This is a genomic window from Mycetocola sp. JXN-3, from assembly GCF_014522285.1.
Lineage (GTDB): Bacteria > Actinomycetota > Actinomycetes > Actinomycetales > Microbacteriaceae > Mycetocola > Mycetocola saprophilus.
The window spans coordinates 2142564-2167323 of the sequence record NZ_CP041635.1 but is presented as its reverse complement, the minus strand read 5'-3'; the positions used below and the strand labels follow the sequence as shown (position 1 = coordinate 2167323).

Below are 24760 nucleotides of genomic sequence, written 5' to 3'. Positions count from 1 at the left end.
GGTTACGCGTTCGGCACCCGCGCGGGGGAGTCGGGCCGGAAGCGCACCGTGGCGATCAATCCGCCGCCGGTACGAGCCCGAAGGTCCAGGGTCGCGTCGCAGCGCTCGGCGATGGCCGCGACGATGGAGAGGCCGAGGCCCCGGCCGGGATCCTCGGAGCCGCGGGCGCGTCCGGCAACCCGGAAGAAGGGTTCACGCAGCGTGGCAATCGCCGCCGGATCCAGCCGGGCACCGGTGTTTTCGACCCGCAGCGTCGGGACGCCGGGGGAGTCCTCGCCCACGCTCACCCAGACCTCACCGGCCGAGACGTTATGACGCAGGGCGTTGTGGACGAGGTTGACGGCCAGCAGGTGGATAAAACGCGAGTCCTCCACGATGGTGGTGGGCATCAGATTCCGATTCACCTCGATACCCCGGGACTCGGCCTCCGGGGTGGCCTCGGTGAGTACCTGGGTCAGCGCCCGGTCGAGGCGAACCTCCGCGCGGTCCTCGGTGCCCGACTCCACTTCGGACAGATCCATCAGCGCATCCACGGTGCTGATGCTGCGCTCATTCATCAGGCGCAGACGCTCAAGCAGCACGGTGTTGCTCGCGCGTTCGGTGGATTCGCGCGGCGCTGCGTCCGGCACGCTGCCCGCCGCCCCGAGCGCCACATCCAGCATCGCCCGGGTGGTGGCCAGCGGGGTGCGCAGCTCATGCGAGGCGTTGGCGGCAAAGCGCCGCTGGGCCCCGAAGGAGGCCTCCAACTCACCCATCATCCTGTCGAAGGAGTCGGCCAGCTCGGTGATTTCATCCTCGGGACCGGTGAAGGCCAGCCGGTGATCCAGCTTGCCGTCGGCGGCGAGGGTCGTGGCGCGCCCGATCTCCCGCAGCGGACGCAGCATCCGTCCGGCCAGGTACCAGCCGAGCCAGGCCCCGGCGATCACCAGCGCCAACAAAATCACGATGGCGGCGATGACAAACAGTCGTTGCAGGTCCGCGCGGGAGGACACCAGCAGGCCGGATGTGCCCAGGGTTCCGGCGGCGACCCCGGAATCCAAGTGGGTGGCGCTGGGGAGCTGGCTCTCCGAGGGGAGCGGGGAGACCGGGGCAAGGTTGCCGATCGTGGGGACCGAGGCGACCCCGGACTCCACCGAAAACGAGTAGCTGGGCAGCAGACCCAGGACCACGTAGAGGGTTCCCAGCATCAGCACCCCGGAGGCGGTCAGGACCGCGGCGTAGGTGAGGGCCAGGCGTGTGCGAATGGTGAGGCGGAATCGGCGGCCGAATACGGGCCTAACGGGCAGCTTCATCGGTCGCTCCTCCGGTTTCGATGGCGTAGCCCACACCGGGAATCGTGCGGATCAGCCAGGGCTCGCCGAGCTTGCGACGCAGCGTGCTGATGGTCACCTTAACCGAGTTGGTAAAGGGGTTGGCGTTTTCATCCCAGGCGCGCTCGAGCAGGGTTTCGGCGCTGATCACCGTGCCCGGATCGCGCATCAGTACCTCCAGGACCGCAAACTCCTTGCGGGCCAGGCGGATGAAGCGGCCGCCGCGGGTCACCTCGAACCGGATCGGGTCCAGGCGCAGATCTCCGGCGTCCAGCACCGGCGGCCGGGCGGAGAAGCGGCGGCGGGACAGGGCGCGTACGCGCGCGATCAGCTCGGGAAATTCGAACGGTTTGGGCAGGTAGTCATCGGCGCCGATGGCCAGCCCATCCACCCGATCGGCCAGGGCGCGGGCGGCGGTGAGCATCAGGATGGCGGGGCGTTCGGGACGCTGATTGAGGAGGCGGCACACCTCATCGCCGTGAATCACGGGGATATCGCGATCCAGCAGGACCACCTCGTACTCGGTGATGTCGATCGCAAACAGCGCGGCCTCGCCGTCGCTGACCACGTCCACGGCGATCGCGTTGGCCTCCAGGCCCGCGCTGATCGCCTCGGCCAGGAACGGCTCGTCCTCCACCACTAAAACCCGCATGATTCTCCTCATTGTCCTCATCACATCTCAGCATGGGTGCGGTTAGTAAATGGTAAACGGTTCCGCTTACGCGCTCATGACCAATGGCCCGATGAGATGGCATATGTCCCACAAGGCGTGGGAATTCGTTGAAAGGACAGCACCATGTCAACCACCCTCTTTCCCGCGATGCGACGCACTGGTTGGGCGGCGCTTGCGGCCGGCGCCCTGATCCTGCTGAGCGGCTGCACCGCCGGCGGTGCGCAGCCCGGTGACGGGTCCTCGGGGGACGCGAAGCCAACCAACCAGGCCGAGATCAAGAGCGGTACCTATGAGTAGGAAATGGCAAAGTGGCAGGCGGATCTGACCGCATGCCTGAAAAAGAAGGGGGTCGATCTTCCCCCTCAGCCCACGGCCAAGGGCGGTAGCGGGACCGGGACCGAGCTGGCCGCGATTGATCCGGGGACCGTGGACCTCGACGCACTCTCGGCCGCGAGTCGCGAGTGCACCAAGACGATCGGGCAGCCGCCCATCAACCCCGACAAATCCGGACGCAAGGAGCTCGAAGCGTTGCAGAAGAAGCAGGTCATCTTTGCCAAGTGCATGCGCGACGCCGGATACAACTTTCCGGACCCCGAGCCGCTTCCTGATGAGGAAAATGGTGCGATGTCTGGTTCGGTTGCGGCACCCGTTCGCCCGGGCGACTATGACGAAAAGACCATGAAGGAATGTGGAGCCAAGGCCGGATTCGATCAGAAGGGCGCAAACTAGTGGCATCCGTTCGTCGAAGGACCAAGATTTGGATCGCCGCGGTCGCCGTGGTGCTGGTGGGTGGCGCCGGGGCCTCGGCCCTGGTCTGGAGCGGCGCCGCGGCTCCCAAACCCGAGGCCAGCAACCAAACCCCCGAACCGCAAACCGTTCCGGCGAGCCGCGGCAACCTCACCGAACGCTCCCGGGGAACCGGGCAACTGGGATTCGATAATCCGCGTACTGTCGGGGTGCCCGGCGGCGGGATCATCACCCGGATGACCGATCGGGGAACCGTCGTGGATCGTGGGGGTGAGCTGTTTCGCATCGAGGAGCTCCCGGTGAACCTGCTCATCGGGGACCTGCCCATGTGGCGTGCCTTCGCGCTCGGAATGTCCGATGGGGCAGACGTGCTGATGCTGGAGCAGAACCTCCATGAGCTTGGCTATTTCACCGATAAGCCGGATAAGAAGTTCACCGAGCGCACCCAGAAGGCCATCGTCGCCTGGCAGAAGAAGCTGGGGCGCGAGCAGACCGGCACCATCGAACCCGGGCAGGTGGTGTTTGCCACCGGTCCGCTTCGAATCGCCGATCACAAGCTCAAGGTGGGTGATCCGGCCGGCCCCGAGACCCTCGCAGTCACCGGAACCACCAAGAGCGTGAGCGTGGATCTGGAACCCAAGTTTGCCTCCGCCGCACCCAAGGACGGCGAGGTGCAGGTACAGCTGCCCGATGGGAAGTCCTTCACCGGAAAGGTTGTCGAGGTTGGGGCACCGCGGGAGGTCGACTCGGGCCCGGCAGGTAAGGAGCTTCGGATCCCGATCACGATCGTGCCCGTGGACCAGGCGGCGACCGGTTCGTTTGCCGATGTCAAGGTGTCGGTTCTGTTCGAACGGGTCGTGGTGACGGACGCACTGCTCGTGCCGACCGCGGCGCTGCTCGCCACTCCCGGCGGCGGCCACAACATCGAGGTGCTGCGCGGGGGCAAGCGGGTCCGGGTTTCGGTGACGCTCGGTTCCTTTGCCGATGGCCAGGTCAGCATCGATGAGGGCGACGTCAAAGAGGGCGACAAGGTGGTGATTTCGTGAGTACCCCGATGATCGAGCTGGTCGGGGTGAGCCGCGAGTACGGGTCCCCACCCACCCGCGCCCTGGACGGGGTGAGCCTGCGCGTGGACCGCGGCGAGCTGGTGGCGATCGTGGGTCCCAGCGGCTCGGGCAAGTCCACCCTGCTCAACCTGATCGGAACCCTGGATCGGGCCAGCGGCGGACAGACCCGGGTGGCCGGATTCGCCGTGGAGAAGCTCAGCGACCGTCAGCTCAGCGCCCTGCGCGCCTACAGCATCGGGTTTGTGTTCCAGCAGTTTCAGCTCTCCGAGGGCGTGAGCGCGCTCGACAATGTGGCCTCCGGGCTGCTCTACACCGGCAAGCCGGTGCGGGAGCGGCGGGCGGTGGCGACCGAGGCGCTGGAGCGGGTGGGGCTCGGACACCGACTGGGTCATCGCCCGGCCCAGATGTCCGGCGGCGAGCGGCAGCGGGTGGCGATTGCACGGGCCATGGTGCGCAACCCCGACCTGCTGCTGGCCGATGAGCCCACCGGGAGCCTCGATTCGCGCTCGGGGGAGATCGTGGTCGAGATCCTGCGCGAGCTGCATGCGGCGGGGACCACCGTGGTGGTCATCACCCACGATCGCGATCTGGCTGCGCGGCTGCCCCGCCGGGTGTCGATCCGTGACGGCCGAATCGAGAGCGACGAGCGCGACGCCGAAGCGGTGGTGGCCGCATGAGCGCGCTACCCAAGTCCCGCCTGCGCGCGGGCGACCTGGTGGCGCTGGGCCTGCACGGGGTGCGGGTGCACCCGATGCGGGCGGCGCTCTCGGCTCTGGGTATCGCGATCGGTATCGCGGCGATGATCGCGGTGATCGGGATTTCCACGTCGAGCCAGGCGGCCGTGCGCGAAAAGCTCGCGGCCCTGGGCACCAACCTGCTCACGATCAGCGCGGGCAAGGACCTGCTCGGCGGCGACACCAAGCTGCCCCCGGATGCCGGCACCCGCGTGCTGCGGATCGACGGGGTGGAGTCCTCGGGATGGACCGCGAGCATCGACTATCACGTGTACCGCAATGAGCTCACCCCCGCCGGGGAAACCGGTGGACTGCGGGTGCGGGTGGCCGGGGGAGACCTGCTGAAAACCACCGGAACGTCGCTGGCCTCGGGGCGCTGGTTCAACGAGATCACCGAAAAGCAGGACCTGGTGGTGCTGGGATCGGGCACGGCCGAGGCACTGGGTGTTACCGAACCGGGCGTGCAGGTGTGGCTGGGCGGCCAGTACTTCACCGTGCTGGGGATCCTGAACCCCTCGCTGCTCGTTCCCGACCTGAACTCCAGCGCGCTAATCGGACCCGGAGCGGCTGCCACCAGGTTTGGCTTTGATGGCTCGCCGACCGAGGTGTATGAGCGTTCCACCGAGGAGCGGGTGCCCGAGGTGCGCAAACTCCTGCCCGCCACGATCAATCCCGAGGCTCCGAATGAGATCAGCGTGAGCCGCCCCTCGGATGCGCTCGCGGCCAAAAACACCGTGGATCAGGCCTTCACCGGCCTGCTGATCGGGGTCGGGTCGATCGCGCTGCTGGTGGGCGGGATCGGCGTGGCCAACACGATGGTGATCACCGTCCTGGAGCGTCGCCGGGAGATCGGGCTGCGTCGTTCGCTGGGTGCCACTCGGGGGCACATTCGTAATCAGTTCCTGATGGAGGCGGTGTTGCTCGCGCTGCTCGGCGGGCTCGCCGGGGCCGGGGCCGGGTTCGCGGTCACCGCGATCGTGGCGGCCTCCAACGGATGGAAGCTCGAGGTTCCACTCGAAGTGCTGGCCGCCGGAGTGCTGGCCACGGTGGTGGTGGGGGCAATCGCCGGGGTGCTCCCCGCCCTGCGCGCGGCCCGCACCTCGCCCGCGGTGGCGCTGGGCGGCTAGGCGCTTCCGCCGACGTGAACTCGGCCCGACCACCGTAGTGGTCGGGTCGAGCGCCGTGGGTGCGGTGCTGCCGGGCGTTAGGCCCCCACGTAGGTGGCCAGGTGCTCGCCGGTCAGGGTTGAACGCGCGGCCACCAGGTCGGCGGGGGTGCCCTCGAAGACGATCGATCCGCCGTCGTGGCCGGCACCGGGGCCCACGTCGATGATCCAGTCGGCGTGGGCCATCACGGCCTGGTGGTGCTCGATCACGATCACGGACTTGCCGGACTCGACCAGGCGATCCAGCAGCCCCAGCAGGGCCTGGACATCGGCCAGGTGCAGGCCGGTGGTGGGCTCGTCCAGCACATAGACGTCGCCATCCTCGGCCATCTGCACGGCGAGCTTGAGTCGCTGGCGCTCGCCGCCGGAGAGGGTCGTGAGCGGCTGACCCAGGCTGATGTAGCCGATGCCCACATCCACCAGCCGGTCGAGGATCTTGAGGGCGGCCGGGGTGCGTGCCTCACCCTCGGCAAAGAAGGCGGCGGCCTCGGCGATGGGCATCGCCAGGACCTCGGCAATGGTCTTGCCTCCGAGGGTGAAGTCCAGTACCTCGGCGAGGAAGCGCTTGCCCCCGCAGACCTCACAGGTGCTGGCGACGCTGGCCATCATGCCCAGATCGGTATAGATCACACCGGCACCGTTACAGGTGGGGCAGGCACCCTCGGAGTTGGCGCTGAACAGCGCGGGCTTGACCCCGTTGGCCTTGGCAAACGCCTTGCGGATCGGCTCCAGCAGGCCTGTGTATGTCGCCGGGTTCGAGCGTCGTGATCCCCGAATCGCGCCCTGATCCACGGTGACGACCCCGGCATCCCGGGGGATCGAGCCGTGGATCAGCGAGCTCTTGCCCGAGCCGGCCACGCCGGTGATCACGGTGAGGATGCCCAGTGGGATATCCACGTCCACGTTTTTGAGGTTGTGGGTGCTCGCCCCGCGAATCGCCAGCGCCCCGGTGGATGTCCGCACCGATTCCTTGAGGTGTGCGCGGTCATCCAGGTGGTGTCCGGTGAGGGTGTCGCTCGCGCGCAGCCCCTCGACCGTTCCGGTGAAGCAGATCTCACCGCCGGCGTTGCCCGCCCGCGGACCCATGTCGACCACGTGGTCGGCAATCGCGATGGTCTCGGGCTTATGCTCCACCACGATCACCGTGTTGCCCTTATCGCGCAGGCGCAGCAGTAGGGTGTTCATCCGGGCGATATCGTGCGGGTGCAGACCAATGGTGGGCTCGTCGAAGATGTAGGTCACGTCGGTCAGTGAGGATCCCAGGTGGCGAATCATCTTGGTGCGCTGCGCCTCACCGCCGGAGAGGGTGCCCGCCGGACGATCCAGGGTCAGATACCCCAGGCCGATCTCCACAAACGAATCCAGCGCGCCGCCCAGGGTTTCCAGCAGCGGGGCGACGCTCGGGTCATCCAGCCCGCGCACCCACTCGGCGAGGTCGCTGATCTGCATCGCGCAGGCATCGGCGATGTTGATCCCGGCGATCTTCGAGGACCGCGCGCCCTCGTTCAGGCGCGTGCCCTGGCAGTCGGGGCACGTGGTGAAGGTCACCGCTCGGTCCACAAACGCGCGGATATGCGGCTGCATCGCCTCGCGGTCCTTGCTGAGCATGGACTTGCGGAGCTTGGGGATCAGCCCCTCATAGGTCATGTTGATGTCGCCGATCTTGACCTTCACCGGATCCTTATAGAGGAACGCGGTCATCTCCTTCTCGGTGAACTCGCGAATCGGCTTATCCGGGCTGAAGAAGCCCGAACCGGTGAAGATCTTGACGCCCCAGCCATCGGCCGTATAGCCGGGGATGGTGAGGGCCCCCTCGTTGAGGGACTTGGAGTCGTCAAAGAGCTGGGTCAGGTCGAGGTCGTTGACCTTGCCCATGCCCTCACAGCGTGGGCACATGCCGCCGGTCACCGAGAACTCGCGGCGCTCCTTGACGGTGCGACCCTCCTTCTGGATGGTGACGGCACCGGCCCCGGACACCGAGGGCACGTTGAAGGCGAAGGCCTGCGGGGAGCCGATGTGGGGCTGTCCCAGGCGGCTGAATAGGATGCGCAGCATCGGGGTCGCGTCGGTTGCGGTGCCCACGGTGGAGCGTGAGTTGGATCCCATCCGCTCCTGATCCACGATGATCGCGGTGGTGATCCCCGAGAGGACGTCCACATCCGGGCGGCCCACGCTGGGCATGAATCCCTGCAGGAACGCGCTGTAGGTCTCGTTGATCATGCGCTGGGACTCGGCGGCGATGGTCCCAAAAACCAGCGAGCTCTTCCCCGAGCCGGACACCCCGGTGAACACGGTGAGGCGGCGTTTGGGGATGTCGACGCTCACGTCCTTGAGGTTGTTTTCGCGGGCACCGATGACCCGGATCAGATCGTGGCTGTCTGCTGCGTGGGGGACGGTGCTCATGGGGTGCCTTCCGAACGGGATCACATGCACCGCGCGCATTCGGCAGCGAAACGCGCGGTATCTTTCGATTGTGATGGTCCGCGGGTCTGCTGTCCAGCCGGTGACGCACGAGCGTGGGTTCGACGCCGCCCCGGACAAGAAAAACCCCCTTGCCGTAATCCGGAGATTCGGCGAGGGGATCCTTCTATCAGGCGAGCGAGGGACCTTGTCCTCGCAGTGACTGCAACGTATCACGATTCGGGGCCGTAATGGCATCGCCTACCGAACTTGTCCTAGTTCTGTCCAAACATTGACGATTCGCGGGTCACCGTATTGATACTTGACCCATGTTGAAAGAGACCAGCTTGAGGGTTGTGGCCAACGGTTTGAGCGCCGCGCGTTTCGACACCTATCTTGCGGCCGCCGACGGGAGCATGGGGCGCGCGTTGAGGCTCTATCGCTGGAACGCAAGTTTGTCCGCAGCCTGGGCGGAGACGCTGGCTCACACGGAGATCTTCCTGCGAAACCGGATTGACGTGTGTTTGCGTGAATGGAACGCGGCCAATGGCGGCAGGGGAGACGGTGTTCCATATTCGCCCGAGTGGACTTTTCGGGCCGCGCGTCCATTGCATTCTCTGCTCGCACGTCCGCTCGACAGTGCGCGTCGCCAGGCTGCGCACGCTCAACAGATCCGTGCGGCCGAGCACCCACGAGTTCGTGCACAGCTCGTCCATGACGACCTGATCGCGCACCTTTCATTTGGAGTCTTCGTCAACTTGCTCCCGACCCCACACTCATCGGCCACGCATCTTACTCAGCGCAGAATCCTTTGGGACGAGGCTCTCGCCCCGGGTTTCCCGCATCTCGCCCCGGCCGCACGGGACGGATTTCAGACCGGTACCCAGGCCACCCGCCTGCACGCGCTGCGCAACCGGGTCGCGCATGCCGAGCCGCTGCTTGATGTGCGCTCGGATCGGCGGCTTCGGGATGTGGGGCGGCTGCTGGCGAGCATGGATCCACGGTTTGCCGGCTGGGTGACCGGTGGGTCCCGGGTGCAGGACGTCCTGAAGCAACGACCCGGGTGACTACCCGAACCCGGCGGGTCGCCAGACCGGTGAATGGATTCGGCTCGCCTCTTCGAAATGTCGCCCGCGGCGACTAGCCTGGGGGCATGAAGACGGAATCCACACCCCCGGGCCCCGACGGTCAGCTCATCGTAGCGGACGTGATTGCCTGGCGAGCCTGGCTCGATGCCAATGAGGAGGTTTCCGACGGGGTCTGGCTGCACCTGGCCAAGAAGGGAACCGTGGAACCCACCACCCTCACCTACGGACAGGCGCTCGAGGAGGCCCTGTGTAGCGGATGGATCGACGGCCAGAAGCGCTCCTTTAACGAGGCGACCTTCCTCCAGCGCTTTACCCCGCGCCGCCGGGCCTCGATGTGGTCGGCACGCAACGTGGGCATCATCGCCGAACTGGATGCGGCCGGTCGCATCCGCCCACGCGGCCACGCCGAGGTTGCGGCGGCCCGTGCCGATGGACGCTGGGATCGGGCCTATGCGGGATCCGCCGACGTGGAGATCCCCGAGGCCCTGGCCCTGGCGCTCGCCGCCGACCCGGTGATCGCCGCGGCCTTTGAAAATCTCAGCGCCTCGGCGAGGTATTCGATCCTGCACCCGCTGATTACCGCGGCCACCCAGAAAACCCGCGACGCCCGCCTGGCCCGCGCGCTGGCAAAGCTCGCCGAGGGCTAGGGGCGGCCCAACACACGTCAACCGCCGATTCTGTTTTGTCGATGGGTGACCACCGCATTAATCGCGGACCGATCGTTCGCATCCGCAGATAAAAGCTCGGATTCAGCGACGGGCGTTCTCAACTCTTCAGATCGGCCATGTGGAGTTTATGGAAGCTGAACGAGTCGATTGCCTTCAATGATGAGACGACGATCGCAGAATTCTGCGACCCTGGCACTGTGCGTGGCGATAACGAACCTGGCTCCTGCTGACCCCAGGGTCTTGAAGAGCTCGAGTACTTCGGTTTCGGTCTTTTCATCGAGAGCGCCCGTGGGTTCATCGGCAAGCACGAGAGAGGGCTCCTTCACGATCGCTCGTGCAATGGCCACTCGCTGGCTCTCCCCACCGGACAGCTTAGAGATACGCTTTCGATCGAACCCTTCAAGCCCGACCGCGGCAAGAGCTTGGCGCGCGATGATATCAGCTTCCTTATGCCCGGGAATGGCCATTTTGACGTTTCGAAGCACGGTAAAGTCATCGATCAGGTCATACCGCTGCGTAACCATACCGATGTTCTTTCGGCGGTAGTCCGCCATCGTATCCGGCTTCGGGAGGAGCGTGCGATCACGATGCAGGTACTGCCCCTGATAACTCACATCTAGGCCGGCCAGGATCCTCAGCAGTGAGCTCTTGCCGCTTCCACTTCGACCGATGAGGGCTACCGAGCGTTCGCTTTCAGAGAGGTGAAAATTCAAATCCTCAAAAAGGTGCCGCGTTTGGCCGTTTGGTTCCGTCACAACCTTTGAAATGTCGCGCAACTCAACGATGTTTGTCATGCAGTTTTTCCTCCTGTGCCCAATATTGTTGTTTTGACCAGACGCTGCTGCCAAATGGCATCCAATAGGAAAAGCACAAAGACGCCGGCGGTAATGAGCAATCCGCTCGTTGAGTCCTGATTTGGCAATCGTTGAATGAGAAAAACGAGGGCAACGGCGATGGCAGCGTATTCGATGACTGTTGTGGCCAGCGCGGTGCCACTCAGCGCAGACCCTCTGCGACCCAACATCCAGAGAGCGCGGACACGCTGACTACGCCGACGGTGATTAAATCGGGTGAGTGCAACGATCGCAACAATCGAACCGATGATCAGCGCGATCTCGATCGTCACGAGCAGGCCGAGGTTATCGAGGATCAGGTTTCTCACAAGGGCGAATTGGGTAATGTATGACGGCACGTTAATCAGTGCGTATGCGTCAAAGCCTGACTGATTCCCTGCGGTCGCGAGAGTGGACAACACGACATCCGGACTCGTTCCGGTATCCACAGCAACATTCGCATTGATCATCGCGAATGCCAGAATGCCGTAAAAGTATGCCTCGGTCTCAGGGAAGTGCTCAATACTCTGCGGGTACGGGATCAGGACGTAATCGTCCAAATAAAAGTTGAGATCGTTCTGATAGAACATGGAGGAGTTGGGTTCCAAGAATCCAACTACTTCAAAGCGCGCGACGCGAGAGTAGAGATTCCCTGTGAGGCGATCGCCAATCTCATAAACACCACGATAGTTCGAACCGAGCAGTACCGGGGTGGACGGGTTTGAATAATCGATGCTCTCCCAGTCAAAAGCTTTGCCTACCGCGTCGGTGAGGTTGTAGAACTCGAATGCTGCCTGATTCATTTGCATCGATTTGACGTTCACGGCCACACCGCCAAGACTCTCGTCCGGGTGCGGCCCCTGTAGCGACATTTCGGTCCCATAGCCATATTCGAACGTTTCGCCACCTTCAAAATTTACGATGGGAAGGTTCTGATCAAACGCCGACAGTACCTCCAACGATCTATCCGACTGCAGATTGTCGTAGAAGCGTGCAATTTTCCTGATGTTATCTGACGAGGAACGGTACTGTTCGAATGCATCGGGATCGGTCAAATGATCCGAAAGCCCGTAGAGGTCGGCCGCCGCGGAGTCGGAGAAGCTTCGGTTTACGGCGTCGCGTGTTGATTGAGTGAACGACACGAGGTTATAGACGGTCACACCCAGGAACGCGACGATCAATACCTTGGTCACGGTCGACAAGAGTGTTCCACGGAAGTTATCAATTAGCCCCATGAGTGCCTCCTCCAGAGGAGCCATGCGCTGGCAACGGTGAAAACTCCCGCGATGAGCGATGCCGGCGCGAGCGTATTCAGAAGGAGCGCGCCGGTCGATTGCATCGGCCCCGACAGCACGGCGGCCGTTCCAAAGATCAGCAGTAGGGGCAGCGTCATCCACAGAAGCAACCGGACAACGCTGCGGATTAGAATGTGAAGACGTCGAGCCCCAAGCTGAAAAAGAACGACATTCAGTCGTCGACTTTGGGAGGCCGCGAGAAGGCCGGTGGCGATGGCACCCAAAACCGTCAAAATCCAACCGAATCGCAGCAGAACTGGCGAGACAAAATCGATGTTGGTTCGACGGTCGGTTCCTCCACCCGCTGCCGCAGCGGGGGCGGGTTCTAGCCGTTCAAGCACGGCGTCATCTATGTTTGAACCGTCGACGATCATCCGCGAGGCTGCGGTGTCATCGAACAGTCCGGGGCCCTGGAGGAGCACGGTGCGTGAGACAAGGCTGTTTGCATGAAGCCCAAGGTAACCAACAACCGGGTACAAAATGCCCTGAAACTCGTATGTCGTTACGCCCTGATCTTGATTCACCTTCACATCAGCACCAACGAGTGCCGCTCGTACGTCCCCAGCTTGCAACTGCCTACCCGAGTGAAGTGGAAGCGGATCGGGATGGCCCGTTTCGATAACCGCTCGAACCGAAGTGTCCCCTGGAAGCTCTTGGAAGATCCGCGCACTGGTCCCAGATCGCGCCAATAGTGATTCGAGCTCAGCTCCGGTTGTGCTCACGGAGATACTGCGGCTGGAATAGAGATTGTTTCCCTCCAGGGACAGGGCACGCTGGGTTTGATTGTAGAGCCCTAGCGCAACACTCAAGATTGAAAACAGCGTCACAAGAAGGGCGATAAATAGAAGACTTCGAGCGTTCATGGTGGCTTTCAATGATCAAGCGACAAGACCAGAATGGGAGGGGCTGGCGGTAGCCAACCCCTCCCATTCAGCAACTTACTTGCCGTAGTATGTGCGAGCCGAGCCGAGGTCAGAGTTCTGTGAGAATTTGCGCCACGGTGAGATCGCCTCCGTGCCGTTGGTGCCCCACTGGCGACCCGACGTTGTGTAGACCTTTCCTCCACCGGACTGCTCCATCTGAGCGTTCGTGTAGTGATAGACGCCTACCCAGGTAGTCCACCCATGGGCTCGCTTATGTGTGGTCCCGCCAATGCTCTTCTTTTCAGCCTTGCCGGTGTGCTGCGCCTGTGACGCTGCCCTTGCGGCAAAATCCGTCGACGACAGCGAGGATACACCAGTGTCCTCGCTCCAGCCGCCAAGATCAGCCGCATTAGCAGCGCCAGCTGGCACCAGCATCGCGCCGATCAGAATTACCGCCGCAGCGGCGGACGTAGTGAACTTCTACATTGCACTCTCCATTTGTGTAATCGGTGGAGGGTGTAAGGCAAATCCACGATCATCGCGCAGCGCCAACTATGAAGCGGCGCTCGATTTATCAGATGATTCGATTCATCGCTCCCCAAGTGGAACCTGTCCCACTTCCCCCGCATCGTTTATACAGGTTGGGATCGTGTGAATGCAATTTGAATGATGGCGCTCGGGAGTGTCTTGAGGGCAATTACCGGTCCTGCCCATTTCATCAATGGTGCAAGCATGTGATTATGCCGCCCCGCCCCTACTCGTCGCCGGGCAGCGCGGCGAGGAACCGGTTGGTGTCCTCGGCGATCTGGGCGGACTCGGTGTGGTGCAGGTAGTGGTCACCCTTCATCCCGATGACCTCACCGTGAGTCGAGTGCGCGGCCTGCTCCTCGTGCAGCTTCAGCCAGTTCGGGTTGGCCGGGTTGGGGTCCTGTGCGAAGAGTAGGACGGGCAGGTCCGCCGGGAACGTGAGATTTCGCGCCTTGGCATCGGCGAAGTTCGCGCCGATCCGGCTCATCTCGTCCAGGTAGGTGTCCGACATCGCGTTGCGGTTCACGATCAGGGTGTTCTGTTCGCGGGCCTTCTCGGGGTAGTCCTTGGCAAACGCCGACAGCGGATCGCTGTCCAGGGCGGTGACCGCCCGCGCGATGCCGGTTGCCTTGGCGGCGCGCATCAGGTCGATCGGGAAGGAGACGTCCATGCCGGGCTGCTCGGGCACGCTGGTGTCCACACCCACGAAGGCGATGACATCCTCGGGATACTTATTGACGTAGTTCAGCGAGTAGATGCCGGCGATCGAGTGGCCGCCGAGGACGAAGCGGTCAATGCCCTGCTGGTGCAGTGCCTCGTGGACCTCGGTCACGATGTTCTCGCTGGTGCGCGGCTTGTCGGTCTGATCGCTCAGCCCATAACCGAAGGGCTCCACCACAACCACGCGGTGGGTTTCGGAGAGCTTCTCGGTGAGCGGCAGGAAATCGATGGCCGGGGCGGAGGTGCCGAATCCGGGCAGCAGGACGATGGTCTCGGGGCCGTCACCGGTGGTGACCAGGTTCATCTTCTTGCCGTCGACGGTGGAGAACTTGCCGTACGGGGTGATCCGATCGGCTTCTTGGCCGTTGGCCACGGCGTTGACGATTGAGGTGGTGGCGAGGACCAGGGCAAAGATTGCCACAATCACTCCGAAGACCTTCAGGGTGACCTTCAAAAACTTCTTCATTACTGCGCTCCAGGGCGGGGATCGATGGAGTTGAGGCGTGAGCCTCGACACCGGCGGTGTCCTGCCTAGAGTAACCAGCACTCTGTTATGTATTCGGACCGAACTCCCAGGCTGAGGCGGATTTAGCGCGTGTCGAGCGTTTTTGATCGGTATCCGCGAACAAACTGCGCATTCCGTAGTCGAATCGTTACGACGCCGAGGCTAGGCGAGGGCCTCATCCCGCTTGCGGGCACGATAGGCGGCGGCCTTCACGCGGCTGCCGCAGGTCTTCATCGAGCACCATTCGCGGCGGTGTCCGCGGGAGTGATCCAGATACACCTGGGTGCACTCGGGACGGGCGCATTCGCGCAGCAGGGTGGCATCGGGTCCGCCGATGATGGCCACCGCCTGGCGGGCAATATTGCCCAGGGCCTCGGCGGCGGTGCCCCGCGGACGCCAGCCCGCAGATGAGGCTGTAGCCAAGAGCTCCGCCGCCAGGACCGGCGCGGAAGCGTGCAGGTTGAGTAGTGCGACGGACTCCTCCGGCAGGGCCTCGCCGTGCAGTCGCGCCCAGACCAGGGCGTAAATTGCCTCGCGCAGAACCAGGGCGTCGGCAAGCACCGCGGGGGTCGCGGTGTGGGAACCGGGCAGGAGGCCCGACTGATCCAGCCAGTCGTCGAGGTCGGCGGGGGTTTCCAGGCACTCCCGCGGCCGCTCGTTTCGGCGCGCACGCAGCGTCCCCACCAGGTCGAGGGGGAGGCAGCCGCACGGGAAGGCGTGTTTCATGTCACCATTCTGACCGGTGACCCCGGGTGCGCGCAAGCGAATCACCAAAATTCGTCACCGGTTTGACAGGTGACGTTTTTTTGTGTCATGATCATCACCACTTAGACCGGTGATGCCGGTCGGATTGGAGAACAGCATGGAACTCAAGCTTGAGGTGGTCGTGATTCCCGTCGCCGACGTGGATCGAGCCCTCGCCTTTTACACCGGCATCGGATTTCTCGAGGACGCCGATTTTCGCACCGAACGCGGCCTGCGAGTGGTTCAGGTCACCCCGCCGGGCTCGGCTGCGTCGATCATCTTTGGCGAACAGCTCACCGATGTGCCGCCCGGGACGGTCCGCGGCCTGCACCTGGTGACCGCCGATATCGCCGGAGCCCGCGCCGAGCTGGCCGAGCGCGGGGTCGCGATCAGCGGACTCTGGCACGATGCCGACGGCGTCTTCCACTGGGCGGGCGGCGCGAACCGGGTGCCCGGGGCACACCCCGAGGCCGAGAGCTACGGCACCTTTGCCTCGTTTGAGGATCCGGATGGGAACGAGTGGATCCTGCAGCAGGTGGTCACCCGTGCGCCGGGACGCTAGCGCGGCACCGGGCGGGAACTCAGCAAACATGTCTATCGTTTTTCAGGAACCTGAACCAGGATGGAAGAACAACACGGTGGTTGGCCACGAAGGGGGCACAGCATGAGTGAGGATTCGACAACAACAACGCGGCGCACGGTGGATGTCATCGTGATCGGTGCCGGTCCGGTGGGCGAAAACGCCGCCGACCGTGCGGTACGCGGCGGATTGAGCACGGTGATCGTGGAGCGAGAACTGGTGGGCGGCGAATGCTCCTACTGGGCCTGTATGCCCTCCAAGGCGCTGCTGCGTTCGGGCCAGGTGTTGCGTGCGGCCAAGGCGGTCCCCGGTGCAGCCGAGGCGATCACCGGCGAGCTGGATGTGCCCGCGGTGCTGGCTCGGCGAGATTCCTTCACCAGTAACTGGGATGACGCGGGACAGGTGCGCTGGCTCGACAGTGCACACATCGACCTGGTGCGCGGACACGGCCGCCTGAGCGGCGAGCGTGAGGTGACGGTGACCGGACCCGAGGGTGAGGTTACCATCCTCACCGCCAATCACGCGGTTGTGGTGGCCACCGGTTCGATCGCGACCGTTCCCAAGATCCCGGGGATCGAGGAGGCGGGTGCCTGGACCAGCCGCGAGATCACCGCGGCACAGAGCGTTCCGCCGCGGCTCGCAATTATCGGCGGCGGAGTGGTGGGAACCGAGATGGCCACGGCCTTCGCGTCCCTCGGCTCCGAGGTGACGCTGATCGCCCGGGGTACGCTGCTGGCCGGCCTCGAAGACTTTGCCGGGGAGTACGTGGCCGACGGCCTGCGCGAGCTGGGCGTCACCGTGCACACGGGAACCTCGACCGACCGCATCGAACGGGCGTCCTCCGGCGAGGTCACCATCGTTACGTCCGCCGGAGAAGTGCACGCCGATGAGGTGGTGGTGGCCACCGGCCGCGGGGCCAACACCCGCGATCTCGGGCTCGAAAGCATCGGTCTCACCCCGGGCGACTGGCTGAGTGTGGATGACACCCTGCTGGTCGAGGGCTTCGACTGGCTCTACGGCGTGGGTGATGTGAACCACCGGGCGCTGCTCACCCATCAGGGTAAGTATCAGGCGCGCGCCGCCGGTGACGTGATCGCCGCCCGTGCCAGCGGGAGCGAGCTCTCGACCGAGCCCTGGGGAATCCACGTGGCCACCGCCGATCACGGCGCCGTCCCACAGGTGGTGTTCACCGATCCCGAAGTCGCGGCCGTGGGTCCCACCGCCGAGCAGGCCACGCGGGCCGGACACTCGGTGCGCGTGGTCGACTACAACCTGGGCTGGGTGGCCGGGTCGACTCTGTCCCGGGACGGATACACAGGGAAAGCCCGCCTCGTGGTGGATACTGACCGTGAGGTCATCCTGGGCGCGACGTTTGTGGGTCCCGAGGTGGCCGAGCTGGTGCAGACCGCGACCACGGCGATCGTCGGGGAGATCCCGTTGGCCCGGCTGTGGCATGCGGTCCCCGCCTACCCCACGGTGAGCGAGATTTGGCTGCGCCTGCTCGAAGAGTATGGCCGTCCCACCGCGGAATCCCGGCGATGAGTGACTCCAGCCGCGCCGACCGGGCGGCCATTGTGCGCTACCTGCGGGTTGTGCAGGACTCCCGCAACGGCCTCGATGAGCGGACGGCCTCGGCCTTCGAAAGGCTCACCCCGGCGCAGCTGGATCTGCTGGTGGAGCGGCTGGCCGGTCCGTCGGCGTCGCCCGCATCGGCGTCGTCCGAACTCACTCGGCGCTCGCCGGCACCCGGGTCTGCGGGTAACCGGCGTTCGGATGCTCCCGGGGACGCCTCCGACCCTGGTTTCACTCGGGAGTCGGCCGCGCGCTGGGTGCAGCGGCGTCTGCTCGGCGGTGCCAGCGCACGCGATGTGCGCGGCACCGCGCGGGTGACCGGGGCGGCGCTGGCGCTGTTTGCGGTGGTGATCGGGATCGGCGCGGCCATCGCGATCACCACCGAGCCGCAGCCCATGGCCGGGCCCGGGAACCCGCAGCAGAGCGTCAGCACCGAGCACGGCGACCCCTCGGGGGACCTGGGCGAGGTGCTGCGCCGGCAGGCTCTGGAGGACCAGCAGACCGACCTCGACTACTAATTAGTCCGCGGTGCTCGACCGCTCCGCGAGGCCGAGGCGCTAGGCCTCGACGCTGGGCCGTGCCGCGAAGCCGGGCCGCGAGGCCGAAGCGCTAGACCTCGCAACTAGTCCGCGGTGCTCGCCCAGGCCGCCCAGAGGTGCGCGTAGCGTCCCCGTGCCGCGCGCAGCTCGGCGTGGGTGCCCGATTCGATGATCCGACCGTGCTCCATCACGATGATCCGGTCGGCGCGTGCGGCCTGATCCAGGCGGTGCGCGATGATCAGGGCCGTGCGTCCACGCAGCAGGGCTTCGGCCGCCGCATCCAGGGTGCGGGCGGCGTCGGAGCCGGCCTCCGCCGTGGCCTCATCCAGGATCACGGCGGGGGGATCGAGCAGGGCGATCCGAGCCAGCGCCAGGTGCTGGCTCCGCTCGGCGGTGAGGGTCAACCCGCCGCCTCCCACGCGGGTGTGGATCCCCTCGGGAAGCGCGTCCACCCAGCCCCGTGCACCCACCAGGTCCAGCGCCGCGGTGAGGGCCCGGGCGGGGGAGTCGGGTTTTGCGATGGCGAGGTTCTCGGCAATGGTTCCGGCAAACACATGCCCCTCCTGGGTGGCCAGCGGCACCGGGATCGCGAGCGGCAGGCTGCGCTGGTCGCCGGCGTCGTGGACCGGTCCCGCAAAGCCGGCGTCGGCGTCGCGGAGGCCCGCGATCACCGCGGCCAGGGTGGACTTGCCCGATCCGCTTTCGCCGACGATCGCCACGTGCTCCCCGGGGGTCACCTCCAGGTTCAGCCCGTCCAGCAGCGGGACGCCCGGGTGATAGCCGAAGACGAGGTTCCGCGCGGCGAGTCCCACCGCGGCCTCGGCTCGCGGTTCGCGTTCCCAATCCGGTTTGGGCACGGGCAAGAACGGCTGTGTGGTCGGCTGCGCGGTCGGCCGTGACGGTGGCACCGAGGGAGGACGCGAGGAAACCTCCGACGATGCTGGCCGCGAAGCCGACCGCGATGTGGCGCTGTCGGGATCGGCACCCGCGGAGTCGAGCACCCCGACCAGACGGGCAAGGCCCGCCCCCGCCCGCTGAAGCACCCCGAAGACACCCAGGACCGTATTGATCGGGTCAAAGAGACCGGCAAAAAACAGCGCGGCGGTGACCGCGGCCCCCAGCGGGACCGTGCCCGTGGTGACCAGCAGATATCCGGCGATCAGGATCGCCGACAGCCCCACCCACTCGGCCGCATTGAGTCGGGCGTAGAACACGGTGGCGGTGCGAACGGCGCGAAACTCCCAGCCCATCGAGGCGCGGGAGGCCGTGTCGATGCGGGTGTACTCCCGCTCGCCCAGGCGCAGGGCGCGCACCGTGGGCAGCGCCGAGAACGCGGTGAGCAGGGTGCCCGCGCGGACCCCGTCGGCGGCGCGGCCGGCGGCGAAGATCGGCCCGGATGCGCGCAGATACCGGCGCAGGGCAAACCCCTGGATCGGAATGGCCAGGGCTCCGGCGAGGGCAAAGCGCCAGTCCAGCGCGGCCAGTCCCAGCAGCGTCATGATGATCGTGATGCCCGCGCCGGCGAAGGCGATAAACGCCCAGGATGCGGCATCGGACACCTCCTCGGCGTCCCCGGAGACCCGCGAGACCAGGTCGCCGGTACCCCCGGCCTCGATCCGCGCGAGCGGCAGGTTGAGGGCGGCCGAGACGGTGTCCTCGCGCAGGGTCGCGACACCCGGCTGGATTCCCCGGGACAGGGCGACGGTCGCGATCCAGCCGAATCCGGCCTGTCCGAGCCCCGCGACCAGGAGGAGCAGTCCCGGACCCACGAGGGAGGTGGGGGCGGCGCCGTCGGCAATCAGCTGGGTGATCCAACCGAGCGATACCGGACCGGCCAGCCCGCAGATACCGGCCAGGATCAGGCCGAGCAGCGCCAGGATCAGCGCGCCTCGATGCCGGCGCAGCAGCGGCCGCACCACGGCCAGGACGGTGCGCCGATCGGCAACGGGAAGGATGGAGGGTGTGGTGTGGGTCATCGCAGCACCGCCCCGAGATAGCGGGCATCGGAGGTGGTGAGGAGGTCGTGGGTTCCCTCGCTGGGAAGTGCCTCGGCGGGGAGGAATATCACCCGGTCGCAGCGCGCCAGCCAGGCCGGGGAGGTGGTGAAGACGGCGGTGCCGCGGCCCGTGCGCAGGGCGGCCACCCGCTCGGCGATGAGCTGCTCGGTAGCCGCATCCACCGCGGTGGTGGGATCGTGCAGGATCAGCAGCTCGGGATCGGCGGCGAGGGCACGGGCGAGGCTCAATCGCTGACGCTGGCCACCGGAGAGGGTACCGCCCCGCTCGCCGATGTCCCCGGCCCATCCCTCTGGCGACTGCTCGGCGACCTCGTCCACATGGGCGGCGTGGGCTGCGCGGGTCGCGAGGTCGTCCCGCGCCGCCGAGCCCGGGGTGGTCTCGTCCGGTGCGGCACCGCGGGCGCGGGTGGTCCCGTCCGTCGCGGAAGCCTGTGCGCGGGCGGCCCCGCCGGGTGTGAGGTCCCCGGGGTGCACGGCCTCGGTCAGCGCGTCGCGCAGCGAGCCCGCAAACAGCGCGGCATCGTGCGGGGAGACCAGGACGCGGCGTCGCAGATCCCGCGCGTCGAGGTCGGGGAAGGCAATGCCGCCCAGCCGGATGGTTCCCGATTCGGGATCGGTTTCCCGGGCGAGCAGCGCCCCGAGGGCGTGGGCCGTCCGCGGGTCCTCGGTCACGATTCCGGTGAGCCTCTGCGGATCGAGGCGCAGGCTCAGCGGTGCCGAGCGCCCGGGCAGCGGGGACACCCGCTCCAGCTCCAGGGCGGTCCCGGCCTCGGCAACCCCGGTTCCCGAGTGATCGCGGATGGTGGGGGTGTTCAGGATCGCCGCAACCCGTTCGGCCGAGGCGCGGGCGCGGGCGATCGCGGTTCCGGTGAAGGCCAGCGTGTCCATCGGCCCGATCACAAAGCGGGCCAGGCCCAGGGCCGCGACCAGCTCGCCCGGGGTGAGGCTGCCGGTCAGGGCGAGGTAGCCGCCGAGCACCGTAATCAGGGCAAGATAGGTTCCGGTGAGGGCGGCCCCGACCGCGGTGAGGGTCGCGGCCCCGGCGGTCGCGTGCAGGGTTGTGGTGAGCGCTCGGCCGCTGGCCTCGGCATACTGCCGGGCCCCGGCGCTGCTGGCCCCCAGCCCGCGCAGCACGCGCAGTCCGCGCACCAGGTCCTCGGCCAGGACGATCACCCGGCCGCGATCATCCTGCTCGATCCGGCTGCGCCGCTGCACCGGCCGCGAGGCCAGCCCCAGCGCGATCAGCAGCAGCACCGTCCCCACCATGATCACGATGCCCAGCGGCAGCGAGGCCATCAGGAGCATCACGGTGCTGGCAATCAGGACCAGGGCCGCGGCGATGCAGGTGGCCAACATGCCGGCGAACGCGCCGATCCGGCCGGCATCCGAATCCGCCCGGGCCAGCAGATCGCCGGGGGCCTCCTCGATGCCGCCGGCGGGATCCAGCACCCGCGCGCTCAGCCGCATCCGCACCGCGTGCTCCCCGTGCTGCTTTGCCCGCATGCTGGCGCGAGCGCCCAGTCGGTAGGAGAACGAGAGCAGCAGGAAGTCTGCCGCGAGAATGCCGATCCACAGGGCCAGGGCTCCCGGATCGGCGGCGGAGATCGCCGCGCCGATGGTGGCGCCGATGATCACCGGAACCAGGGCCTCGCCCAGCTGGTGCAGCCCATAGAGGACGGTGGCCAGAACCAGATCGGTCCGTCGGATCGCGAGTGTGTGGCGGATGAGGGAATTGGGAGAAACGGATGACGCGGGCATCAGATCAGATTAGGATAACCTTAGTTCTGTCGTAAAGATGGCAGCACGCCAACCTCTGTCGTGGATCGGCCATGCGGCGCGTTGGCACATCATTCTGTCGGGAAATTGGGAGCCACGGTGGGTGCAGCAAGCGTGATCGGCTTGGAACGATTCGAGATGGATCGTGGCCAGAAATTCCGCACCCACGTGCACCGATATCACCAGCTGGCCTGGGCGAGCTCGGGTGTGCTGATGGTTGATGTCGAGGACCACTACTGGGTGCTGCCGCCCAGCCTGGCGCTGTGGATCCCCGCGGGCACCTGGCACGCCGCCGCCGCGCTGCAGCGTTCGGTGATGGAGGGGATCTACCTGGATCCGGCGGGCTGCCCGCTGGCCTGGGCACAGCCGACCGTGGTGGAGGTGTCGCCGCTGGCGGCCCAGCTGATCGGCTACCTGGCTGGCGACCTGGCCGAGGATGCCCGCATCAGCGCCGAAACCGTCCTGCTCCAGGTGCTGGCACCGGTGGATAAGGCAACCATCGAACTGCCGCTACCCACGGATCCGCGGGCGCGTGAGGTGGCCGCGATCCTGCTGGCCCGTCCCGACGATCAGCGCGGGCTGGACGCGCTCGCCCGGCAGGTGGGATCCAGCTCACGTACCCTGCTGCGCCTGTTCGTGGCCGAGACCGGGTTGACCTTCACGCAGTGGCGGGTGAACGCTCGGCTGCAGGCGGCGATGGCGTATCTGGCGGCGGGGGAGCCCGTGGGGCGCGTGGCCGACCGGGTGGGATACGCGACCGCCAGCGCGTTTGTCGCGGCGTTCCGTCGGGTCACCGGGCACACGCCCGCCGCCTACTTCGCCGCGGCCGGCGGGGGACGCCGCGAGGGCGCCGGGATCGGGTTGGATGAACCCGGCACCGCGGATCGCGAGCGGGATTTCGACGCGGATGCCGCGGAGTCCGCCGAGGCGGCGACGCGGGAGGTCTCGTCTCCCGAGCGAGCGTTCGACGCGGCCTAGGTGTCCCGCTCCGCCTCGATTGCGTCGGGATCGATCGGGGTCAGCAGCACCGCACCGGATCCCCGGGCGGCCAGGGCATCGTTGGGGTTGAACACGCGGCAGGAGCCGAGGGACACACACCCGCAGCCGATGCACTGGTTCATCTCGGTTTCCAGGCGTTCGAGTTCCAAGCGGCGCGCGGCGAGCTGACCGCGCCAGGAGGCGTTGAGCCGGTTCCAGTCCCGCAGTGAGGGCATTCGATCCTCGGGTAGGGTCTCGAACTGCTCGGCGACCTCGGTCAGCGGGATGCCCAGTCGCTTGGCGGTCTGGATGATCGCGATGCGCCGCTCCACGTGGCGCGGATACAGCCGGTGCCCACCCGAACTGCGCTCGGAGTGGATCAATCCCTTCCGCTCATAAAAGTGCAGGGCCGAGGCCGCGACGCCGGTCCGGCGCACGATCTCGCCGATCGGCAACAGGTCGGTGGGACTGCGGCGGGGTTCATCCGGCGACGCGGACTTGATCTCAACCATGGTTGAGATTTTACCCTGAAGTAATGCATACCGAGACTTCCGAAGAACACGGCACCTGGGCGGACCTTTTCCGCGGCGGTGCCGGCCCCATCTCCCTGGTTCTGGCCGGTGGGGTGGCCCTCTACGCGCTGACCGTCTACGTGACCGGGGCGCTGCTCCCGGCCCTCAGCGCCGAACTGCACGGGGTGGAACTGTACGCGTGGGTCAACACCGCGTATCTGACCGCCTCCGTCCTGGCCTCGGCTCTTTCCGGCCGCGCCTCGATCCGGCTGGGCACGCGCGGGGCCTACCTGATCGGGTTTGGCCTGTTTGCGCTGGGGTCCGTGATCATCATGCTGGCGCCGGCGATGCTGGTTGTGGTGGCCGGACGACTGGTGCAGGGACTCGGTGGGGGATTCCTCGCCGCGCTGGCCTATGTGTCGATCAGCGCCCTGCTGCCGCGCCGGGTCTGGACCCGGGCCACCGTGCTGATCACCGCGATGTGGGCCATCGGCGGGGTCGCCGGGCCCGCGCTGGGTGGGGCGTTTGCCTCGGCCGGGGTCTGGCGCGAGGCCTTCCTGATCCTCACCGTCGCCGCCGTGTTGCTGGGGCTGATGGCGCTGATCGTGATCCGGGCGCCGCGTCCCGAGGCCGCCGGCATGCCGGGGTTGGCCGTGGGATCGCTGGTTCTGGTGGTGGTCGCCGCGGTGCTCTTCAGTATCGCCACCGTGGTGATCGGGGGCTGGCAGATCCTGGCCGTGGTGCTGGGAGCGCTCGCACTGGTGCTGTTTGTGGTGGTGGAAAAGCGTGCCGGATCGGCACTGCTGCCGGCGATGACCTTCCGCCGCGGCTCCAACCTCAAGTGGGTGTACCTGGTCGCGGGCCTGATCGGCGGTTCGGTCATGATCGAGTCGTTTGTGCCCCTGTTTGCCCAGGAGATCGGCAACGTTCCCGCGCTTCCCGCGGGCTACCTGGGCGCCGTGCCCTCGCTGGGATGGACGGTGGCCGAGATCTTCAGCGCGATGATCGCCGGAACCCGGGCGCGGCTGCGTGCGCGCACCATCGCGCCGTTTATCACCGTGGCCGGGCTGGCCGGATTCGCGCTGGTATCGGGCACCCTGGACGGGGTCGGCGTGCTGATCGGCTGGATCGTGACCCTGGCCCTGGTGGGCATCGGCGTGGGCATCGGATTCCCGCATCTGAGCGTCGCCGCGATGTCCTCGGTGGAGGGGGAGGAGGAGCAGGCGGCGGCGGCCTCGGGCGTCTCCACCGTGCAGCTGCTGAGCAACGCGATCGTGACGGCGCTGGCCGGAATCCTGCTGGGAACCTCGGTGGCCGGGCTCACCTCGGCGCAGGTGGTGTCGGGTGGGCTGGCGATCCTGGTGGCCGTGTCGATCCCCGCCGCGCTGCTGGTGGCCCGCCGACTCCGGACTCGGTGATTCCGATCCCGGCAATACCGGTTTGGCA

General features: G+C 66.4%; 23 protein-coding genes. 12 read left to right on the top strand and 11 right to left on the bottom strand.

The window, feature by feature from the left end:
• Positions 1-2: 2 nt before the first annotated feature.
• Both C7C57_RS09905 and C7C57_RS09900 read right to left on the bottom strand, forming a co-directional pair.
• On the bottom strand, positions 3-1292 hold the full coding sequence (locus C7C57_RS09905; protein WP_187976279.1) for a cell wall metabolism sensor histidine kinase WalK: 1290 nt from the start codon (positions 1290-1292) through the stop codon (positions 3-5).
• The gene (locus C7C57_RS09900) at positions 1276-1962 is read right to left on the bottom strand and encodes a response regulator transcription factor (RefSeq protein WP_187976278.1); all 687 of its coding nucleotides are present in this window, start codon (positions 1960-1962) and stop codon (positions 1276-1278) included. The genes C7C57_RS09905 and C7C57_RS09900 overlap by 17 nt, the downstream gene beginning before the upstream one ends.
• Before the next feature lie 144 nt (positions 1963-2106).
• Between C7C57_RS09900 and C7C57_RS09895 the strand changes: the two genes are divergently transcribed.
• From C7C57_RS09895 to C7C57_RS09875, 5 genes are read left to right on the top strand one after another with little or no spacing between them, the layout of a single operon-like run.
• Positions 2107-2280: a hypothetical protein gene (locus tag C7C57_RS09895; protein WP_187976277.1), complete on the top strand. Its 174-nt coding sequence runs from the start codon at positions 2107-2109 to the stop codon at positions 2278-2280.
• 3 nt (positions 2281-2283) lie between these two features.
• Positions 2284-2712 carry a hypothetical protein gene (locus C7C57_RS09890; RefSeq protein WP_187976276.1) on the top strand — a complete coding sequence of 143 codons (429 nt, stop codon included), beginning with the start codon at positions 2284-2286 and terminating at the stop codon, positions 2710-2712.
• Complete coding sequence (locus tag C7C57_RS09885; protein WP_187976275.1) at positions 2712-3776, top strand: efflux RND transporter periplasmic adaptor subunit; 1065 nt, start codon at positions 2712-2714, stop codon at positions 3774-3776. Before C7C57_RS09890 ends, C7C57_RS09885 begins: the two co-directional genes overlap by 1 nt.
• Before the next feature lie 8 nt (positions 3777-3784).
• Complete coding sequence (locus C7C57_RS09880; RefSeq protein WP_187978346.1) at positions 3785-4474, top strand: ABC transporter ATP-binding protein; 690 nt, start codon at positions 3785-3787, stop codon at positions 4472-4474.
• Positions 4471-5658 (top strand): ABC transporter permease, encoded by a 1188-nt coding sequence (locus tag C7C57_RS09875; protein WP_187976274.1) that lies wholly within the window; start codon positions 4471-4473, stop codon positions 5656-5658. Before C7C57_RS09880 ends, C7C57_RS09875 begins: the two co-directional genes overlap by 4 nt.
• Positions 5659-5735: 77 nt before the next feature.
• Here C7C57_RS09875 and C7C57_RS09870 read toward each other — a convergent pair whose 3' ends face one another.
• A complete protein-coding gene (locus C7C57_RS09870) occupies positions 5736-8099 on the bottom strand; it encodes an excinuclease ABC subunit UvrA (RefSeq protein ID WP_187976273.1) in 2364 nt (787 codons plus the stop codon).
• Positions 8100-8425: 326 nt separating this feature from the next.
• On the opposite strand from C7C57_RS09870, the gene C7C57_RS09865 reads away from it, so the two are divergent.
• Positions 8426-9163: a hypothetical protein gene (locus C7C57_RS09865; RefSeq protein WP_187976272.1), complete on the top strand. Its 738-nt coding sequence runs from the start codon at positions 8426-8428 to the stop codon at positions 9161-9163.
• Positions 9164-9249: 86 nt separating this feature from the next.
• On the top strand, positions 9250-9831 hold the full coding sequence (locus tag C7C57_RS09860) for a YdeI family protein (protein WP_187976271.1): 582 nt from the start codon (positions 9250-9252) through the stop codon (positions 9829-9831).
• A gap of 146 nt (positions 9832-9977) precedes the next feature.
• On the opposite strand, the gene C7C57_RS09855 is transcribed toward C7C57_RS09860, so the two are convergent.
• The 5 genes from C7C57_RS09855 to C7C57_RS09835 form a co-directional block, all read right to left on the bottom strand.
• The gene (locus C7C57_RS09855) at positions 9978-10646 is read right to left on the bottom strand and encodes an ABC transporter ATP-binding protein (RefSeq protein ID WP_187976270.1); all 669 of its coding nucleotides are present in this window, start codon (positions 10644-10646) and stop codon (positions 9978-9980) included.
• Positions 10643-11878: a hypothetical protein gene (locus C7C57_RS09850; RefSeq protein WP_187976269.1), complete on the bottom strand. Its 1236-nt coding sequence runs from the start codon at positions 11876-11878 to the stop codon at positions 10643-10645. The genes C7C57_RS09855 and C7C57_RS09850 overlap by 4 nt, the downstream gene beginning before the upstream one ends.
• A 32-nt stretch (positions 11879-11910) precedes the next feature.
• Positions 11911-12843, bottom strand: coding sequence for a hypothetical protein (locus C7C57_RS09845; RefSeq protein ID WP_187976268.1), 933 nt, complete (start codon positions 12841-12843; stop codon positions 11911-11913).
• 754 nt (positions 12844-13597) lie between these two features.
• Positions 13598-14557: an alpha/beta hydrolase gene (locus tag C7C57_RS09840; RefSeq protein ID WP_187976267.1), complete on the bottom strand. Its 960-nt coding sequence runs from the start codon at positions 14555-14557 to the stop codon at positions 13598-13600.
• A gap of 201 nt (positions 14558-14758) precedes the next feature.
• The gene (locus tag C7C57_RS09835) at positions 14759-15322 is read right to left on the bottom strand and encodes an ABATE domain-containing protein (RefSeq protein WP_187976266.1); all 564 of its coding nucleotides are present in this window, start codon (positions 15320-15322) and stop codon (positions 14759-14761) included.
• A 136-nt stretch (positions 15323-15458) separates the two neighbouring features.
• Between C7C57_RS09835 and C7C57_RS09830 the strand changes: the two genes are divergently transcribed.
• From C7C57_RS09830 to C7C57_RS09820, 3 genes are all read left to right on the top strand, one after another.
• Entirely contained in the window at positions 15459-15902 is a 444-nt protein-coding gene (locus C7C57_RS09830; protein ID WP_187976265.1) for a VOC family protein, read from the top strand.
• Between the two features lie 102 nt (positions 15903-16004).
• Positions 16005-17462 carry an NAD(P)/FAD-dependent oxidoreductase gene (locus tag C7C57_RS09825; protein WP_187976264.1) on the top strand — a complete coding sequence of 486 codons (1458 nt, stop codon included), beginning with the start codon at positions 16005-16007 and terminating at the stop codon, positions 17460-17462.
• On the top strand, positions 17459-18010 hold the full coding sequence (locus C7C57_RS09820) for a hypothetical protein (protein WP_187976263.1): 552 nt from the start codon (positions 17459-17461) through the stop codon (positions 18008-18010). Before C7C57_RS09825 ends, C7C57_RS09820 begins: the two co-directional genes overlap by 4 nt.
• Positions 18011-18114: 104 nt before the next feature.
• Here the strand turns inward: C7C57_RS09820 and C7C57_RS09815 are convergent, their stop codons facing one another.
• Entirely contained in the window at positions 18115-20007 is a 1893-nt protein-coding gene (locus C7C57_RS09815) for an ABC transporter ATP-binding protein (RefSeq protein ID WP_187976262.1), read from the bottom strand.
• Positions 20004-21806, bottom strand: a complete 1803-nt coding sequence (locus C7C57_RS09810) for an ABC transporter ATP-binding protein (RefSeq protein WP_187976261.1) — start codon at positions 21804-21806, stop codon at positions 20004-20006. The genes C7C57_RS09815 and C7C57_RS09810 overlap by 4 nt, the downstream gene beginning before the upstream one ends.
• A gap of 117 nt (positions 21807-21923) precedes the next feature.
• Here C7C57_RS09810 and C7C57_RS09805 point away from each other — a divergent pair, with 117 nt between their 5' ends.
• On the top strand, positions 21924-22802 hold the full coding sequence (locus C7C57_RS09805) for a helix-turn-helix domain-containing protein (protein ID WP_223144737.1): 879 nt from the start codon (positions 21924-21926) through the stop codon (positions 22800-22802).
• Here C7C57_RS09805 and soxR read toward each other — a convergent pair.
• Positions 22799-23314 (bottom strand): redox-sensitive transcriptional activator SoxR, encoded by a 516-nt coding sequence (soxR, locus tag C7C57_RS09800; RefSeq protein WP_187976260.1) that lies wholly within the window; start codon positions 23312-23314, stop codon positions 22799-22801. The genes C7C57_RS09805 and soxR overlap by 4 nt on opposite strands.
• A gap of 23 nt (positions 23315-23337) precedes the next feature.
• Here soxR and C7C57_RS09795 point away from each other — a divergent pair, with 23 nt between their 5' ends.
• Entirely contained in the window at positions 23338-24732 is a 1395-nt protein-coding gene (locus tag C7C57_RS09795; RefSeq protein ID WP_187976259.1) for an MFS transporter, read from the top strand.
• The last annotated feature ends 28 nt before the right edge of the window (positions 24733-24760 follow it).